The sequence below is a fragment of the Stenotrophomonas sp. RS-48 genome (assembly GCF_030053245.1).
GTDB classification, from domain to species: domain Bacteria; phylum Pseudomonadota; class Gammaproteobacteria; order Xanthomonadales; family Xanthomonadaceae; genus Stenotrophomonas; species Stenotrophomonas maltophilia_P.
The window spans coordinates 1-17,479 of sequence record NZ_JASGBV010000064.1 but is presented as its reverse complement, the minus strand read 5'-3'; the positions used below and the strand labels follow the sequence as shown (position 1 = coordinate 17,479).

Sequence of the window (17,479 nt, the reverse complement as noted above, 5' to 3'; positions counted from 1 at the left end):
ATGACCCGGCTCCACGCGATGGTGTCACGGTGCCGTCGCTGCGCCTGCCACCGAAGGCGATGGCGGATGGACGCGCAGGCCGAACAGGGGACGCAGCCAGCGGACACGACGGATCAGCAGCTCGTGGATCAGCAGGCAGCCGGCGACGGTGCCGGCAACCAGCAGAGCCGGTTCCAGCCAGGGGCCGAGCTGAAGGGGCCGCAGCCAGTAGAGCAGGACGATCAGCACGGTCTGGTGCAGGATGTACCAGCTGAAGACCGCCTCTCGGCAGTAGTCGAGGCCACGCCACGGCCGGTCGACCAGCACGCGGGCCCAGCCGAACATCGCCAGCAGTGCGCACCAGGTGTACAGGGCCCGGCCGACGCGCTCGGTCTGCGCCCATGGCAGCGACAGCACCCATGGATCGAGCTGGCCAAGGTCCGGCATCCGGCCCAGGGCGCGGATGCCGAGTTCGACCAGCAGCCCGATCAAGGCCAGCGCCAACGTCAGGCGCCGGCTGCGCACGAGCAGGTCCCAGCCGCGTTGCCAGCGTGCGGCCCAGAAACCGGCCAGGAACAGGGGCAGGGATTCGGCATGCACGTAGAGGTCGTTCAGCAGCGCATGGGTGGGCGGCCACGCAGGCATCACCACCAGCAGGGCCCAGGCCAGCCAGAGCACCGGCAGCAGCAGGCCGACGATCGCGATCAGGCGGTCATCGGGCCGCCATGACGGCAGCCGCGCCCACAGGGCCTGCATCGGACCGGCCAGCGCGATGGCCAGCAGGGTGTAGGGCACCAGGTACGCCAGATACCACAGGTGATTCCAGGTGAAGCCGTAGGCTGCGCCGTCGAAATGTGCGCCCGGCCACGGCCGGAACTGCCAGTAACGCCACAGGAAGGCGCCGAGTCCTGGCGTCACATCGCCCTTGTCCACCGCTTCGCAGTAGGCCTGCAGCGAGACGATCGCGACGATGCCGAACAACAGGGGCAGCAGCAGGCGTCCGCTGCGTTTCAGTGCGAACCGGTGCCGCCCGTGCCGCGGCAATGAGAGACCCAGAGCGATACCCGAGATCACGAACAGCAGTGGCATGCGCCAGCGGTTCAGAGCGATCATCGGCCACTGCAGCCACTCGGCCGTGTAGGCGCTCTTGAGATGGAAGCCCCAGCCATCCACATAGGCCATGGCCGCGTGGTAAAGGATGAGCAGGGCGAAGGCGAGCACGCGGAGCGTGTCGATGTCATGGCGTCGGGTCATGGCCGCAACCGGCAGGAAGGTGACGCCAGACTGCGTCCGCAAAGGTGGCGGCGTAAGCGGCAGGGGGCCACCGGTGCCGCGGTAGTGACCAATGGCGGGCGTGCCGGGATCAACGGGGAGGCTACGCTCGCTCCCTTGATGCACGCTGAGGGACCGCGACGAGATGGATGCAGCAATGGCTCAGGGCAGACTGCCGCGCTGGCGAACGTCAAGTCGCCTGCTGGTGTGGGCCGCGATCCTGTCGGCGACCGCAGTGACGAACGCGCTGGTGGAAGTGATGGATTCCGGGCGCCACGGCACCGCCCTGGCCCTGTGGGAGCCCCTGGTGTGGGAGTTCAGCAGCGCCGGAGCGGTGCTGCTGACCCTGCCGCTGCTGTGGTGGGGGTGCCAGCGCTGGCCGTTGCATGCCGACACCTGGAGGCGCCTGCTGCCGCTGTACCTGCTGGCCAGCGTGGGGTGGTCGCTGTTGCACGTGGTGGGGATGATGGTGATCCGCCACCTCGCGTACGCCGCACTGGGCCATCACTACCAGGACGATGACGGCTGGTTGCAGCGCTTTGCCTACGAGTACCTGAAGGATGTCCGCACGTTCGCGTTGTTCGTGGCGCTGGAGCACCTTGCCGGCTGGTTCGGCCGCCGCCGCCAGGGTGAGGCATCCCTGCTGGCCGCGCCGGATGTCGGTCCGCCGGTCGAGCCGGTCGAGCGCCCGCAGCACTTCCTGGTGCGCAAGCTGGGCAAGGAATTCCTGGTCGCCACCGAGGACGTCGAGTACGCCCAGGCCGCTGGCAACTACGTGAATCTGAGGGTCCGCGGCCATGACTATCCGCTGCGGATCACCATGGCGGTGCTGGAACTGCGGCTGGATCCGCTGGTGTTCCTGCGGCCGCATCGCAGCTGGCTGATCAACCGCGGCCAGCTGCGCTCCATCGAGCCGTTGGATGGCGGCGAGGCCCTGCTGCACATGGCCGATGGGGCCAAGATTCCCTGCAGCAGGCGCCAGCTGCCGCTGCTGCGGCAGGCGCTGGCGGGAGGATAGGGGCGGGCGGACCTGCGGAGCGCCCGCCCCCTTCGTGCTTACTTCCTGTCCTTCTTGATCATCGCGTCGATGCGCGCGGCGCGGGCTTCCGAGCCGGGGTGCGACGACATCAGGCCGCCTTCGCTGGACAGCTTGCGGAACATGCTGGCCAGGGCTGCCGGATCATAGTTGTGGCGCTTCATGAACTGGTAGCCGTACTCGTCCGCCGCGCTCTCTTCCTTCTGCGAGAACTGGGCGTTGACGAAACCCTCGGCGAGGTCGCCGAGCTGGCCCTGGCTGAGCTGGGTCAGGTTGCCGTTGCCCGACGCTGCCAGGCCTTCGCGGCCGGCCGATGCGAGCAGCGCAGTGCGCATCTTGGTCTTGCTGTGGCCCAGCTTCACGTGGCCGATTTCGTGGCCGATCACGCCACGCACCTCGTCATCACTGGCCATGTCCATCAGGCCGGTGTAGACGCGGACGCAGCCGTTGGCCATCGCCCAGGCGTTGACATCGGCGGTCCGGTAGACCTTGAAGTTCAGGTTCAGGCCGTCCTCGTTGGCGAGCCCCTGGGTGATCTTGGCCAGGCGCTGGGCATAGGGATCGTTGGCGGGTGCCAGCTGGTTCTCCTTGTCCATGTAGGCGCAGGCCTGGTCGGCGGCCGCCGAGACCTCTGCGTCGGACAGGGTCAGCGCCTTGCCGGCCTTCAGGCCGGTGCTGGTCAGGCCCTTCAGGTCGATGGCCGAGGCATTGGCGGCCAGCAGGCAGGCGGCCAGGCACAGGGTGGAACGCATGATCTTCATTGAAATGGTGCTCCTTGGATTGGGATGGGCCGCGCGTCCCCCTGTTGCCGCGGCGGCCGGGAAGTCTACCGGCTTCAGCCCGGCCCGTGTCCAGCCGCCGGCCGGGCCGCTGGGGGTGCCTCGCCGCCTGCCGGGCGCCTGCGTTATCATTGGCAGTCATTTTTTGAACGCACGACCGCCGACATGATCGAACTGAATCCTGTCCGCCAGCGCATCACCGATCTGACCGATCGCGTGCTGTCGCTTCGGGGGTATCTTTGACTACGACGCCAAGAAAGAGCGTCTTGAAGAAGTAACGCGGGAGCTTGAAAACCCCGACGTCTGGAACAACGCCGAGTACGCCCAGAACCTGGGGCGCGAGCGATCCAGCCTGGAAAAGACCGTGGGCGGCATCGCCTCGGTGCTCGATGGCCTGAAGGATGCGACCGAGCTGCTGGAGCTGGCCGAGTCCGAGCAGGACGAGGACACCGCGCTGGCCGTGGTTGCCGATCTGGACAAGCACCAGTCGCACGTCGAGAAGCTGGAGTTCCAGCGCATGTTCTCCGGCGAGATGGACAATGCCGCTGCGTTCGTCGACATCCAGGCCGGTGCCGGTGGTACCGAAGCCCAGGACTGGGCCGAGATCCTGCTGCGCATGTACCTGCGCTGGTGCGAATCGCGTGGCTGGAAGACCGAGCTGATGGAAGTTTCCGGCGGTGATGTGGCGGGCATCAAGTCGGCCACCCTGCGCGTGGAAGGTGACTATGCCTATGGCTGGCTGAAGACCGAGACCGGCGTGCACCGCCTGGTGCGCAAGTCGCCGTTCGACTCGGACAACCGTCGCCACACCAGCTTCACCTCGGTGTTCGTTTCGCCGGAGATCGACGACAACATCGACATCACCATCAACCCGGCCGATCTGCGCACCGACGTCTACCGTTCGTCCGGCGCCGGTGGTCAGCACGTCAACAAGACCGAGTCGGCGGTGCGTATCACCCACATTCCGACCAACATCGTGGTGGCGTGCCAGACCGGCCGCAGCCAGCACCAGAACCGCGACAACGCGATGAAGATGCTGGCCGCAAAGCTCTACGAGCTCGAGATCCAGAAGCGCAACGCGGAGAAGGATGCCGTGGAAGCGACCAAGTCCGACATCGGCTGGGGCAGCCAGATCCGCAATTACGTGCTCGATCAGAGCCGCATCAAGGACCTGCGCACGGGCATCGAGCGTTCCGATACGCAGAAGGTGCTCGATGGTGACCTCGATGAGTTCGTCGAGGCCAGCCTGAAGGCCGGCCTGGCGGTGGGGTCCAAGCGCGTCGATGCCTGATGCGCACGCCTGCGCCGATATCATCGCCTTCCGCAACGGAGGGCGATGATGCGCAGCGAGAGTGAACGCAGGGAGCTCGGCGGTTTCCTCAAGGCCTGCCGCGCCCGTGTCGACCCGGCCACGCTGGGCCTGCCGGCCGGGCGCAGGCGTACCCCCGGCCTGAAGCGCGAGGAAGTGGCGCTGGCGGTGGGGGTCAGTGTCAGCTGGTACACCTGGATCGAGCAGGGACGTGAAGTGCGTGCGTCGCCGGAAGTGCTCGAGCGCCTGGCCCGGGTGTTGCGGATGAGCGATGACGAGCGCGCATATGCGTTCGCGCTGTCCGGCTATGGCGTTCCGCTGGAGTCGCCAGATGAAAGCGTGACTGATGGCCTGCGCCAGCTGGTGGACGCGATGCAGCCGATCCCGGCCTACGTACGCAACACCCGTTTCGACATCCTGGCCTGGAATCCGGCCATTGCCGAACTGTTCGTCGACTACAGCCAGCTGGCGCCGCATGAGCGCAACACGCTGCGGCTGATGTTCCTGTATCCGCCCTATCGCACGTTGATCCTCAACTGGGAGGAGATGGCCCGGGGCCTGCTGGCCGGCTTCCGCGCGGCGATGGCGCAGGCGCAGGACAAGGCGCCTTTCCTGGCGCTGGCCGAGGACATCGCTGCCCACAGCGATACGTTCCGGCAGTGGTGGCCGGAGCATGATGTGCGCCGCTTCGACGAGGGGGCGAAGAAGCTGAACCACCCCACGCGCGGGTTGCTGGACCTGCAGTACGTGGCGCTGGTGCCGGAGAGCCGGCACGACCTGTCGTTGGTCACCTACCTGCCGCGAAAGTAGGTGGGTCGGCAGGGCTGCGCCCTGCACCCGCAGAGGCTTCAAGCCACGGCAACGGCAACGGCGTGCATTCCGTGGGATGGCGGGGTGGCGTCGAAGTGCGGGGACGCCGTATCCATGCGGCTGACACCCCGCACTCCGACGCCGCCCCGCCTCTGACAATTTCCCGCGGCTGTGGGTGGGTGTCGACCTTGGTCGACACATCTGTCAGATATCGAATGAAATTCCGGGGTCAGATCCGTTTTCCTGCGGAAAACGGATCTGACCCCGAGAGTACTTCCAACAGATCGCGGGAAACTGTGTCCGCGGCATGGATGCGGCTGCCAAGCCCCCATGGCGGGGTTCACGGCGTCTCCCGCCATCGGCCCCACCCCGCCATCCCGCAGGAATCCAGCTTCTGCTGTTGCTGGGCTGTGGCTTAGGGGGCAGGGCGCAGCCCTGCCAGCAACCCCATTCAGGCAGGTAAGTGCAGGTCACAGGATAAGCAGACGCCTTGTTGCGCGGCAGCTTCGGGTCCACATTCCGACAGGAGACGGGCAATCGGCCCGTTGCCGAGACAACAGGAGCCCTGCATGTCCGCTGCCCCCGCCATTGCGATTTCCCTCGATCCGGCCACCGGCCAGGAAATCGCCCGCCATCCCTTCGTTACCGACGCCGAGCTGGAGGTGATCCTCGATCGAGGCCAGGCCGGCTTTGCCGCCTGGAGCGCGCAGTCGCTGGAGCAGCGCGCCGATGTACTGCGTGCGATGGCCGCGGTCCTGCGCCGCGACCGCGAATCGCTTGCGGCGCTGGCCACCGCCGAGATGGGCAAGGTCCATGCCGAATCGTTGGCCGAAATCGAGAAGTGCGCGGTGCTCTGCGAGTGGTATGCGGATAACGGCGCACAGTACCTGCGCGACGAGCCGACGCTGGTTCCCGATGACAAGGCCTACGTGTCCTACCTGCCACTGGGCGTGGTGCTGGGCATCATGCCGTGGAATTTCCCGTACTGGCAGGTGATGCGCGCAGCGGTGCCGATCCTGATGGGAGGCAATGGTTTCCTGCTCAAGCCGGCCGAGAACATCGTCGGTACCGCCCATCTGCTCGACGCCGCCTGGCGCGACGCGGGCCTGCCGGAAGGCACCTTCATCGCCGCCAACATCAGCCGTGAGTGCACCAGCCGTGCCATCGCCGATGACCGCATCGCAGCCGTCACCCTGACCGGCAGCGTCGGCGCAGGCCGCAGCATTGCCGCGCAGGCCGGGCAGGCATTGAAGAAGGTCGTGCTGGAACTGGGGGGCTCGGACCCCTTCATCGTGCTGGACGATGCCGACCTCGACGCGGCGGTGGATGCGGCACTCGCCTCGCGCTTCCAGAACACCGGACAGGTCTGCATCGCCGGCAAGCGCATCATCGTCGAGGACGGCGTGTACGACCGTTTCGTGGCGCAGTTCTGCGCGAAGGTGCAGGCGCTGACCGTCGGTGATGGCCGTGAACCGGGCAACCGCATCGGTCCCATGGCCCGGCAGGACCTGCTCGAGCAGCTCGATGCGCAGGTGCGTGCATCGGTAGAGGCCGGTGCGCAGCTGCTGGTCGGCGGTCATCAGCTGGATCGTCCGGGCAGCTTCTATGCCCCAACGGTGTTGGCCGGTGTCGAGCCGGGCATGCAGGCGTTCGATACCGAGACCTTCGGCCCGGTGGCTTCGATCAGCCGCGCACGCGATGCCGATCATGCGGTGGAGCTGGCCAACCAGAGCGAATTCGGCCTCAGCGGCAACCTGTGGAGCGGCGATCGCGAGCGCGCGATGCGGCTGGCACGCAGGCTGCAGACCGGGGGCGTGTTCGTCAACGGCTTCTCCGCGTCCGACCCGCGCGTGCCGATCGGTGGCGTGAAGAAGAGTGGCTTCGGCCGCGAGCTGTCGCATTTCGGCATCCGCGAGTTCGTGAACGCGCAGACCGTGTGGTTCGACCGTCGTTGACGCACGGCTTGCATCCTTCCTGTAACGATCCACCACCAGTCCAGTGAAGAGGGACGGCATTCCCATGTCCAAGGGTTCAGATCTGCTTGTCGCGGCGCTCGAGAACGAGGGCGTCGAACGTATTTTCGGTATTCCCGGCGAAGAGAACCTCGATGTCGTCGAGTCGCTGCGCCATTCCAGCATCGAGCTGGTCATCACCCGCCATGAGCAGGCGGCGGTGTTCATGGCGGCCACCTACGGACGCCTGACCGGCAAGCCGGGCGTGTGCCTGGCCACGCTCGGCCCGGGTGCCCTCAACTTCACCACCGGTGCGGCCTACGCGCTGCTGGGCGCATGGCCGGTGATCATGATCACCGGGCAGAAGGGCATCGTCGCCAGCAAGCAGGCGCGCTTCCAGATCGTCGACATCGTCAGCACGATGAAGCCGCTGACCAAGCAGGCGCGGCAGATCGTATCGGCGCGCACCATCCCGACCATCGTCCGCGAGGCATTCCGTGTCGCGCAGGAAGAACGTCCGGGCCCGGTCCTGCTGGAACTGCCGGAGGACATCGCGGCCACTGAAGTCGAGGATGTGGCATTGATCCCGACGCATGCGGTGGATCGACCGATCGCCAGTCCCGAGGCGCTCGATCGCGCCGCGCAGATCATCCGCAATGCGAAGCGTCCGCTGCTGATGATCGCCTCCGCGGCGTCACGGCCGCAGTCCAGCGACGCGCTGTCAGCCTTCGTGCTGCGTGCCGGCATTCCCTTCTTCACCACGCAGATGGGCAAGGGTGCGGTGGCGGGCGGATCAGGCCTGTACATGGGGACCGCCGCGCTGACCGAACGCGACTATGTGCACATGGCCATCGACCAGGCCGACGTGATCGTCACCATCGGCCATGAAGTGACCGAGAAGCCGCCTTTCGTGATGCGGCCCGGCGGACCGACCGTCATCCACATCGGCTATTCGCAGGCGGCGGTCGAGCAGGTCTACTTCCCGCAGGTGGAGGTGATCGGCGATATCGGCCGTTCGCTGACCCAGCTGGCCGACCGCATCGAAGGCCAGGTGGCCCATGCCGATGCGCTGCTGCCGCTGCGGGCCACCATCCTCGACCATCTCGCCGACCGTGCCGAAGAGGCCCGGTTCACCCCGCAGCGGCTGGTCCACGACGTGCGCCGGGTGATGCCGCCCGACGGCATCGTGGCGCTGGACAATGGCATGTACAAGATATGGTTCGCGCGCAATTACCGCACCCAGGTAGCCAATACGCTGCTTCTGGACAATGCGCTTGCCACGATGGGTGCGGGCCTGCCTTCGGCGATCATGGCCTCGATCCTGTACCCGCAGCGCCGGGTGCTGGCGGTGTGTGGCGACGGCGGCTTCATGATGAACAGCCAGGAGCTGGAAACCGCGCGGCGGCTGGGGCTGAACCTGGTGGTGCTGATCCTCAACGATGGTGCCTACGGCATGATCCGCTGGAAGCAGGCGGTGGATGGCTTCACCGACTATGGGATGACCTTCGGCAACCCGGACTTCGTCAGGTACGCCGAGGCCTATGGTTGCAAGGGCCACGAAGTGACGGCCATCGAGCAGTTCATCCCGACGCTGGAGGCGGCGTTCAACGAAGGCGGAGTGCACCTGGTGTCGGTGCCGATCGACTATTCGGAGAACGAGCGGGTGCTGGTGGATGAGCTGCGCCGGGCGTTCCCGGGGAATGCCTGAGGTAGCGCCGGGCCACGCCCGGGGATTCCTGCCGACTGACCGCCGGGCATGGCCCGGCGCTACCGGGCCGTGGGCGCCGGCCAGGGCCGGGGCAGGGTGGTTTTGCTATGCTGTGCAGCCGGCCGTGCCGGGCGCAAGACTCCCCCAACTACACGATTCCCGCAGATCCATGAGCGAAGCTACCGAAACCCCTTCCGTCGACGAAAACAAGTTGATCGCCGAGCGCCGCGAGAAACTCAAAGCGCTGCGCGGGCAGGGGATCGCGTACCCGAACGACTTCCGTCGCGAGGACTTCGCCGGCCAGCTGCAGGACGAGTACAGCGACGCCGAAACCTGGACCGCCGAGGCCCTGGAAGCCAATGGCCGCCAGGTGCGCATGGCCGGACGCCTGATGGCCAAGCGCATCATGGGCAAGGCCAGCTTCGCCCAGATCCAGGACGAGTCCGGCCGCATCCAGCTGTTCCTGCAGGGCGCGGCCCTGGGCGATGACTACGCTGCTTTCAAGGGCTGGGACGTGGGTGACATCATCGCCGTCGAGGGCGGCCTGACCCGTACCCGCACCGGTGAACTGTCGGTCAAGGCCGCAACGATCCGACTGCTGACCAAGTCGCTGCGTCCGCTTCCGGACAAGTGGCATGGCCTGGCCGACGTCGAGCAGCGCTACCGCCAGCGTTACGTCGATCTGATCGTGACCCCGGAGTCGCGCGCGGTGTTCATCAAGCGCTCGAAGATCATCCGTACCATGCGCGCGTGGCTGGACAACCGCGACTTCCTCGAAGTCGAGACGCCGATGATGCATTACATCCCCGGCGGTGCGGCGGCCAAGCCGTTCACCACCCATCACAACGCGCTGGACCTGGACCTGTACCTGCGCGTGGCGCCGGAGTTGTACCTGAAGCGCCTGACCGTCGGTGGCCTGGAGCGGGTGTACGAAATCAACCGCAATTTCCGCAATGAAGGCGTCAGCACCCGGCACAACCCGGAGTTCACCATGATGGAGCTGTACGAGGCCTACGCCACGTACAACGAGATCATGGACCTGACCGAAGGCGTGATCCGGGACGTGGCCAGGACGGTGAACGGCACTACCGAAGTGGAGTGGGACGGCGCGAAGATCGATCTCGGCCCGGCGTTCCGCCGCTGGCGGATGGACGAGGCCGTGCGGCACCACAATCCGGAGATCTCCGCTGCCGACTGCACCGACCGCGAAGCGCTGCTGCGGCACTGCGAGCGCCTGAAGATCAAGGTCAAGCCGTCCTACGGCTGGGGCAAGCTGCTGCTGGAGATCTTCGAAGCCACCGTCGAGCACACCCTGATCCAGCCCACCTTCATCACCGACCATCCGGTGGAGGTCTCGCCGCTGGCGCGTGCCAACGACAACGACCCCGGCTACACCGATCGCTTCGAGCTGTTCGTGAACGGCAAGGAGCTGGCCAACGGCTTCTCCGAGCTGAACGACCCGGAGGATCAGGCCCAGCGTTTCCAGGCCCAGGTGGCCGCCAAGGAGGGGGGCGATGACGAGGCCATGCACTACGACGCCGACTACATCCGCGCGCTGGAGTACGGCATGGCGCCGACCGGCGGCCTCGGCATCGGCGTCGACCGCCTGGTGATGCTGCTGACCGGCAGCAGCTCCATCCGCGACGTGCTGCTGTTCCCGTACATGCGTCCGGAGCACTGAGCCGGGGTTTTGTGACTCCCGTTTGTGCGCGCCGTCCCGAAACGGGACGGCGCAATTGACGTCTCTGGCACTCGGCGTATCGTAATTGCACTACCTTGACGCCGGCTATGGCTTGATCGGTGACGGGGAAGAGCGCAATGTGGAGAGCCCGCTTCACAATGTGACCACGATCATGAACCGGGACGCATGACACGGGAGTCAGTCCGATGCAGGGTGCCAGCGTGCGCAGCGGCAGCGTTTCCACGCCTGCTGATGACCAAGCGTGGTCGAGAAACCAGGCGGAGTACACGTTGAACATCGTCATCGTCGATGACCAGACCTCCGCGCGGACGATGCTGCGGCACGTCATCGAGGACATCGCGCCGGAACTGAGCGTGCATGACTTCGGCGATCCCCTGACCGCGCTGGCCTGGTGCGAATCGCATCCGGTCGACCTGCTGCTGCTCGACTACCGCATGCCGGAAATGGATGGGCTGGAATTCGCCCGCCGCTTCCGGCGCCTGCCCAAGCATCGCGACATTCCCGTGATCCTGATCACCGTGGTGGGCGACGAGCCGATCCGGCAGGCCGCGCTGGAGGCAGGTGTGATCGACTTCCTGGTCAAGCCGATCCGCCCGCGCGAACTGCGGGCGCGCTGCTACAACCTGCTGCAGCTGCGCCAGCAGACCGAGAACGTGAAACAGCGCGCGCTGTCACTGGAACAGCGCCTGCTCGCCAGCATGCACGAGGTCGAGGAGCGGGAGCGCGAGACCTTGTCGCGATTGGCTCGTGCGATCGAGTTTCGTGACGCCGGCACCAGTGCCTACCTGGAGCGGATGGCCCGCGTGGCCGGGCTTATCGCCGAGCAGCTGGGCCTGCCGGAAGACGAGGTGCGGCTGATCGAGATGGCGGCGCCCCTGCACGACATGGGAAAGATCGCCATACCGGATGCGGTGCTGCTCAAGCAGGGCAAGCTCAATGAAGAGGAGCTGGCGATCATGCGCCGTCACCCGCGCATCGGCCATGAACTGCTCAGCGGCAGCCAGAACCGCTTCATCCAGGTCGGTGCGCTGATCGCGCTGCGCCACCATGAACGCTACGACGGCAGTGGTTACCCCGATGGGCTGGTAGGCGAAGCGATTCCACTGGAAGCGCGCATCGTTGCCGTCGCCGATGTCTTCGACGCCCTGATTTCCCCGCGTCCATACAAGGAAGCCTGGACGATGGAAGCAACGCTGGCCTATCTGTATGCCCAGCGTGGCCGCCTGTTCGACCCCCGCTGCGTGGATGCGCTGCTGCGGGGCCGCCAGCAACTGCTGGACATCTGCGCGCAGCACTCGACGGCCTCCACGCGACCGGGTGGATGAGATGCAGGACCTGTTCGCACGGCTGAAGCGCCGGCTGTCGCAGCGGCCCGACTCCGAGCACGGGCAGGTGATAGTGCGGATCGCGCTGATCTCGCTGATCCTGGTTTACGTACTGCTGTCCGGGGCCCGGATGCATCGCCTGGAGCAGTACCAGGGCGTGCTCGTGACCGTGCTGACCGGGCTGTCGATATCCCTGCTGCTGTTCGCCTGGTTGCTGTGGAAGCCGGGGCGCTCCGATGCGCGCAGGGTGGTCGGCATGGTCGCCGACTATGGGTTGATGACGGTCGGCATGGTGCAGATGGGCGAGCCTCTGGCCTGGGTCTATGCGGTGGTGATGTGGGTCACGGTGGGCAATGGCCTGCGCTTCGGCAACCGCTACCTGGGCGTGGCGATCGCCATGGCCCTGGTCAGCTTCGGTACCACCGTGCTGTTGACACCCTACTGGCGTGACAACCCCAGCCTGGCCGTGCCCCTGTGGCTGGGCCTGGTGGCGGTTCCGCTGTGCTGCTCCTCCCTGTTGCGACGACGGATGCGACATCCCCCCATGGACACTCCTGCCGTTGAATCCTCCCCGGCCCGGTCGCTGCTGGCCCGGGTGAAGCAACGGCTGTCCGGACGCGAGGACAGCGAGCACGCGCAGAACCTGATCCGCATCGTGATCACCGCGCTGTTCATCAGCTATCTCGGCTGGCGCTACCTGAGCGCGGGTGGCGAGACGCTGACCACGACGTGGCTGATCCTCGCCTTCGAGCTGGCCATCTCGGCGGGCCTGCTGGTGGCGATCCTGGTCGATCCCGGGGTGTCACACGTCCGCCGCGTGATCGGCATGCTGACCGACTACACCTGCATGGCCTGGATCATGACCATCCAGGGTGAGCCGGCAGCTCCGCTGTACGCGGTGATGCTGTGGGTCACGATCGGCAACGGCATGCGCTACGGCAGCACCTACCTGCGGGTGGCAACCGCAATGGGGTGCCTGGCTTTCCTGTGTACCGTGATGCTGTCGCCCTACTGGCGCAGCCACGACTACCTCGGCTGGGGCCTGCTGCTGGGCCTGGGCGCGATTCCGCTGTACTTCGATTCGCTGCTGCATGCCTTGACCCGTGCGGTGGCCGAAGCGCGCCAGGCCAACGAAGCCAAGAGCCGTTTCCTGGCGAACATGAGCCACGAATTCCGTACGCCGCTCAACGGCCTGGCCGGCATGACCGAAGTGCTGGCCACCACGCGGCTGGATGAGGAGCAGCGCGAGTGCCTCAGCACCATCCAGGCGTCCACCCGCAGCCTGCTGGCGCTGGTGGAGGAGGTGCTGGACATCTCGGCGATCGAGGCCGGCAAGGTCCGGGTGGAATGGCATGAGTTCGCGCTGGCCGACGTGCTGCAGGCGATCAACCTGATCCTCACCCCGCAGACGCGTTCCAAGTCATTGGAGTATCGCGTCGACGTGGACGACAACGTTCCGCCACGGTTGTTCGGCGACGCCGGCCATCTGCAGCAGATTCTGCTGAATCTGATGGGCAACGCGGTGAAGTTCACCGACAGTGGCTTCGTCCATCTGCGTGTCAGCAGCCATGACGAGCGTGGCAGCGAGCGTGCCCGGCTGCGTTTCGAGATCCTCGACAGCGGCATCGGCGTACCCGTGGCCCTGCGCAGCCGCCTGTTCAACGCCTTCGAGCAGGCCGACGTCGGCCTGGCCCGCCGCCATGAAGGCACCGGACTGGGTACGGCGATCGCCAAGGGGCTGGTCGAATCGATGGGCGGGCAGGTCGGTTACCTGCCGAACACGCCGCGCGGCAGCGTGTTCTGGGTGGAAATCGCGCTGGACGTGGCGCCGACGCCGGACGTGCAGGGCGAGCTGCCGGAGGGCGGAAACGTCATTGCGTTCTCCAATCCATTCCTGCGCCATCGGGCCCGTGTACGCAGCCTGCGGGTGCTGGTTGCCGATGACCATGCCGCCAACCGCATGGTGCTGCAGCGGTTGCTCGAGAAGGCCGGCCACAAGGTCACATGCGTCAATGGTGGGGTCGAGGTGCTCGACGCTCTCGAGCAGGCCAATTACGACGCAGCCATCGTTGATCTGCACATGCCCGGCATGAGCGGCCTGGACCTGCTCAAGCAGCTGCGGGTGATGCAGGCCAGTGGCCTGCCGTATGTGCCGGTGATGGTGCTCAGCGCCGATGTCACCCCGGAATCCATCCTGCGCTGTGAGCAGGCAGGTGCACGTGCATTCCTGGCCAAGCCGGTCGTCGCGACGCGTCTGCTGGAGGTGTTGGCCGATGTGGCCGCCAACACGCGTACCGAGCCGGGCATCCAGTCGGTACCGGCCATGGAGGTCGGTGACGGCGTACTCGACACCGCCGTGCTGGACGAGCTGGCGTCACTGGGCATGGGCGATGGCTTCGAACGCAAGTTCATCGACCAGTGCCTGGTCGATGTGGACGCGAGCATGGCGCAGATGCAGGCCTGTGGCGAGCGGCTGGACTGGGAGGACTTCCGCGAACACGCCCACGCCCTGCGCGGCGTGGCGAGCAACCTGGGCCTGGTCCAGGTTGCTGCCGCCAGTGGCGAGATGATGCGCATGGCCGACTGGCAATTGAAGGCCGAGTGGACAATGCGCCTGTCCAGCCTGGTAGGTGCACTGCGCATCGGCAGGAAAGCGCTGGCGTCCCGCGTCGCAGGCATCCAGCAACGCGACAACGGGGAACGCACGCCCTCCTGACCGCGAGGTCTGTCAGCCCGCCTCGCCATTGCGGCGGGCCTGGGCGCGGACCAGCCGGTCCATGGTCCGCAGCGACTTCTCGCCCAACTGCATGGCGGTGTCGACCCAGATCTCGGTGATGCGCATCATTTCGTGCAGCGGCACCATGGTGGCGATCTCGTTCACTTCGCGCATGGCCGCCCAGGCGTGCGGAATGCGCCGGCTGTCCCGGATCACCTGTTCGACCGCCGCAACGCCTTCGCCCACCGGCACGACGACATCCACCAGGCCCATGTCCTTCAACTGCCGGGCGGTGAAGAGGTTGCCCTCCAGCATGATCTTCTCGGCCAGCCGCGGGCTGACCCGCTGGCACAGGAAGGAGTAGGCGCCCATGCCCGGGAACAGGTCGAACAGCACCTCCGGCAGTCCCATCAGCACGCCTTCTTCGGCGACGATGGTATGGCAGCTAAGCGCGGCCTCGAAGCCGCCGCCCAGTGCATTGCCCTGGACCAGCGCGATGCTGTGGGCGCGTGCGCCCAGCCCGGCGTGGAACGCATGCACGCCGCGCACGCAGCGCTGCGCATAGTCGAGCAGGCGGGCACGGTCGCCCTCGCGGATCAGCCGGCAGAACAGTTCGAGGTCACCGCCCAGGTTGAATACGTCACTATCGGAGGCCAGGACCACGTGAGGCGAGAGAACGTGGGCGGCACTGAGACGGTCTCCCAGTTCACGCTGATAGTCGACGATGTCGTCTACCAGGCGTGAGGCAAAGCACGGGCGGCCCGGCTGGTTGACCAGGTTGGCATGCATGTGGATCCAGTAGACATCCCGTTCGGTTTCCTCGGTGATGCGCAGGGTCGGGTGCTGCGACGGACGGGTGATGATGGGGCGTACTGCAGACATGGGTGTTCTCCGAGTGACCGTCCGGCCAACCGCAGAGCGGACGGAGAGATGGAATGTGAGGGAGTGGGCGGAACGTGCGGTGGCGAGTGATTCTATGCACCGCTCGTGAACCGCCTGCAAGCGGCCGCCGCCCGCGCTGGCCGCCAACGAAAAGGGCCCCGCCGTCGCCGGCGGGGCCCTGATCTGCGTCGAACCGTGGAAACCCTTACTGCGCGGGCGTATCGCGCAGCTCGCGACGGAGGATCTTGCCGACATTGGTCTTCGGCAGTTCCTTGCGGAACTCCACGATGCGCGGGTGCTTGTAACCGGTCAGATTTGCCCGGGCATGCTCCTTGACCATTTCGGCGGTCAGGTTCGGATCCTTCTTCACGATGACCACCTTGACCACTTCGCCGGACTTCTCGTCCGGCACGCCGACCGCGGCCACTTCCAGCACGCCCGGCATCATCGCGATGACGTCTTCGACTTCGTTCGGATACACATTGAAGCCGGACACCAGGATCATGTCCTTCTTGCGGTCGACGATGTAGAAGAAACCCCGTTCATCCATCTTCGCCATGTCGCCGGTATGCAGCCAGCCGTCGCTGTCGATCGCCTGGGCGGTCTCTTCGGGGCGCTGCCAGTAGCCCTTCATCACCTGCGGGCCCTTGATGCACAGCTCGCCCACTTCACCCAGCGGCAGGATGTTGCCGTTGTCGTCCTTGATGCACGCATCGGTGGACGGGATCGGCAGGCCGATGGAGCCGTTGTACTCCGGCAGGGTAAGCGGGTTGATGCAGGCGGCCGGCGAGGTTTCGGTCAGGCCGTAGGCCTCGACCAACGTCACCCCGGTAACCTTCTTCCAGCGCTCGGCCACAGCGCGCTGCACCGCCATGCCGCCGCCCAGGGTGAACTTCACCGACGAGAAATCGATCTCATCGAAACCGGGCGTATTGAGCAGACCGTTGAACAGCGTGTTGACGCCGGTGATGGCGGTGAAGCGCGTGCCCTTGAGCTCCTTGACGAAGCCCTTCATGTCGCGCGGATTGGTGATCAGATGATTGCAGCCGCCGAACTTCATGAAGACCAGACCGTTCGCGGTCAACGCGAAGATGTGGTACAGCGGCAGCGCGGTGATGATCACTTCCTTGCCCGGCTCGATGCCGGAGGTCGACAGCCATGCCGAGGCCTGCTGCATGTTGGCGATCAGGTTGCGGTTGGTCAGCATCGCGCCCTTGGCCACGCCGGTGGTGCCGCCGGTGTACTGCAGGAACGCCACGTCGTCGTGGTCGATCTCGACCTCGGGCAGGGTGTGGCGGCTGCCGAGCTTGAGTGCCTGCTTGAAGCGGATGGCACCCTTCACGTGATAGTTGGGCACCATCTTCTTGACGTACTTCAGCACGAAGTTGACGATCGCGCCCTTCGCGCCGAGCAGATCGCCCAGGCCGGTGGTGACCACCTGCCTGACCGGCGTGTCGGCGATGACCTGCTGGACGGTATCGCCGAAGTTGTCGACCACCACCAGCACCGAGGCGCCGGCGTCGACCAGCTGGTGCTTGAGTTCGCGTGCGGTATACAGCGGGTTGACGTTGACCACGGTCAGGCCGGCACGCAGCACGCCGAAGGTGGCGACCGGGTACTGCAGGCAGTTGGGCATCATCAGGGCGACGCGGTCGCCCTTCTTGAGCTTGAGCTCACCCAGCAGGTAGGCCGCGAACTGGTCAACCAGCGCATCGGTCTCGCCATAGGTGAGGACCTTGCCGAAACTGGAGTAGGCGGGGCGGTCGCGGTACTTGGCGACGGAGGCGTCGAAGACGGAGGCTACCGAATGGAATTCGTTGACGTCGATCTCGGCGGGAACGCCTTTCGGATAGCTCTGCAGCCAGGGACGATCCAGACTCATATTCCCCCTCCAGGAATCGTGATTGTTGGGTCCGACCCTGAGCGTACTGACAGCGGCCGGTCATTGCAGCATACCCCGCCGTAGGGGAAACGCGAAGAGGGCATCGCGCGACGGCCTGTGCGATCGC

Annotated in this window: 12 protein-coding genes; 8 read left to right on the top strand and 4 right to left on the bottom strand. The window is 66.0% G+C overall.

Going from position 1 to position 17,479, the window contains the following annotated elements; all coding sequences use genetic code 11:
• Nucleotides 1–24: 24 nt before the first annotated feature.
• The gene (locus tag QMZ25_RS12320; RefSeq protein WP_283219705.1) at nucleotides 25–1,233 is read right to left on the bottom strand and encodes an acyltransferase family protein; all 1,209 of its coding nucleotides are present in this window, start codon (nucleotides 1,231–1,233) and stop codon (nucleotides 25–27) included.
• A 175-nt stretch (nucleotides 1,234–1,408) separates the two neighbouring features.
• On the opposite strand from QMZ25_RS12320, the gene QMZ25_RS12315 reads away from it, so the two are divergent.
• On the top strand, nucleotides 1,409–2,269 hold the full coding sequence (locus QMZ25_RS12315; protein WP_065182669.1) for a LytTR family DNA-binding domain-containing protein: 861 nt from the start codon (nucleotides 1,409–1,411) through the stop codon (nucleotides 2,267–2,269).
• A 38-nt stretch (nucleotides 2,270–2,307) separates the two neighbouring features.
• Here QMZ25_RS12315 and QMZ25_RS12310 read toward each other — a convergent pair whose 3' ends face one another.
• Nucleotides 2,308–3,048, bottom strand: coding sequence for a M48 family metallopeptidase (locus tag QMZ25_RS12310; RefSeq protein WP_053519322.1), 741 nt, complete (start codon nucleotides 3,046–3,048; stop codon nucleotides 2,308–2,310).
• Nucleotides 3,049–3,231: 183 nt separating this feature from the next.
• Here QMZ25_RS12310 and prfB point away from each other — a divergent pair.
• From prfB to QMZ25_RS12275, 7 genes are all read left to right on the top strand, one after another.
• A protein-coding gene (gene prfB, locus QMZ25_RS12305; protein WP_111186457.1) for a peptide chain release factor 2 occupies nucleotides 3,232–4,357 on the top strand; the annotation gives its coding sequence in 2 pieces (ribosomal slippage) (nucleotides 3,232–3,306 and nucleotides 3,308–4,357; 1,125 coding nt in all).
• Nucleotides 4,358–4,402: 45 nt separating this feature from the next.
• Entirely contained in the window at nucleotides 4,403–5,185 is a 783-nt protein-coding gene (locus QMZ25_RS12300; protein WP_053519318.1) for a helix-turn-helix transcriptional regulator, read from the top strand.
• A gap of 569 nt (nucleotides 5,186–5,754) precedes the next feature.
• Nucleotides 5,755–7,140, top strand: a complete 1,386-nt coding sequence (locus QMZ25_RS12295) for an NAD-dependent succinate-semialdehyde dehydrogenase (RefSeq protein WP_283219704.1) — start codon at nucleotides 5,755–5,757, stop codon at nucleotides 7,138–7,140.
• Nucleotides 7,141–7,204: 64 nt separating this feature from the next.
• On the top strand, nucleotides 7,205–8,845 hold the full coding sequence (locus QMZ25_RS12290) for an acetolactate synthase large subunit (protein ID WP_283219703.1): 1,641 nt from the start codon (nucleotides 7,205–7,207) through the stop codon (nucleotides 8,843–8,845).
• A 169-nt stretch (nucleotides 8,846–9,014) separates the two neighbouring features.
• The gene (lysS, locus tag QMZ25_RS12285) at nucleotides 9,015–10,526 is read left to right on the top strand and encodes a lysine--tRNA ligase (protein WP_283219702.1); all 1,512 of its coding nucleotides are present in this window, start codon (nucleotides 9,015–9,017) and stop codon (nucleotides 10,524–10,526) included.
• A 206-nt stretch (nucleotides 10,527–10,732) separates the two neighbouring features.
• Nucleotides 10,733–11,872 carry a two-component system response regulator gene (locus tag QMZ25_RS12280; protein WP_053520222.1) on the top strand — a complete coding sequence of 380 codons (1,140 nt, stop codon included), beginning with the start codon at nucleotides 10,733–10,735 and terminating at the stop codon, nucleotides 11,870–11,872.
• A 1-nt stretch (nucleotide 11,873) separates the two neighbouring features.
• Complete coding sequence (locus QMZ25_RS12275; protein ID WP_283219701.1) at nucleotides 11,874–14,588, top strand: response regulator; 2,715 nt, start codon at nucleotides 11,874–11,876, stop codon at nucleotides 14,586–14,588.
• A 12-nt stretch (nucleotides 14,589–14,600) separates the two neighbouring features.
• On the opposite strand, the gene QMZ25_RS12270 is transcribed toward QMZ25_RS12275, so the two are convergent.
• Complete coding sequence (locus tag QMZ25_RS12270; RefSeq protein ID WP_053520223.1) at nucleotides 14,601–15,470, bottom strand: crotonase/enoyl-CoA hydratase family protein; 870 nt, start codon at nucleotides 15,468–15,470, stop codon at nucleotides 14,601–14,603.
• 205 nt (nucleotides 15,471–15,675) lie between these two features.
• The gene (locus tag QMZ25_RS12265; protein ID WP_065175618.1) at nucleotides 15,676–17,352 is read right to left on the bottom strand and encodes a long-chain fatty acid--CoA ligase; all 1,677 of its coding nucleotides are present in this window, start codon (nucleotides 17,350–17,352) and stop codon (nucleotides 15,676–15,678) included.
• Between the last annotated feature and the right edge of the window lie 127 nt (nucleotides 17,353–17,479).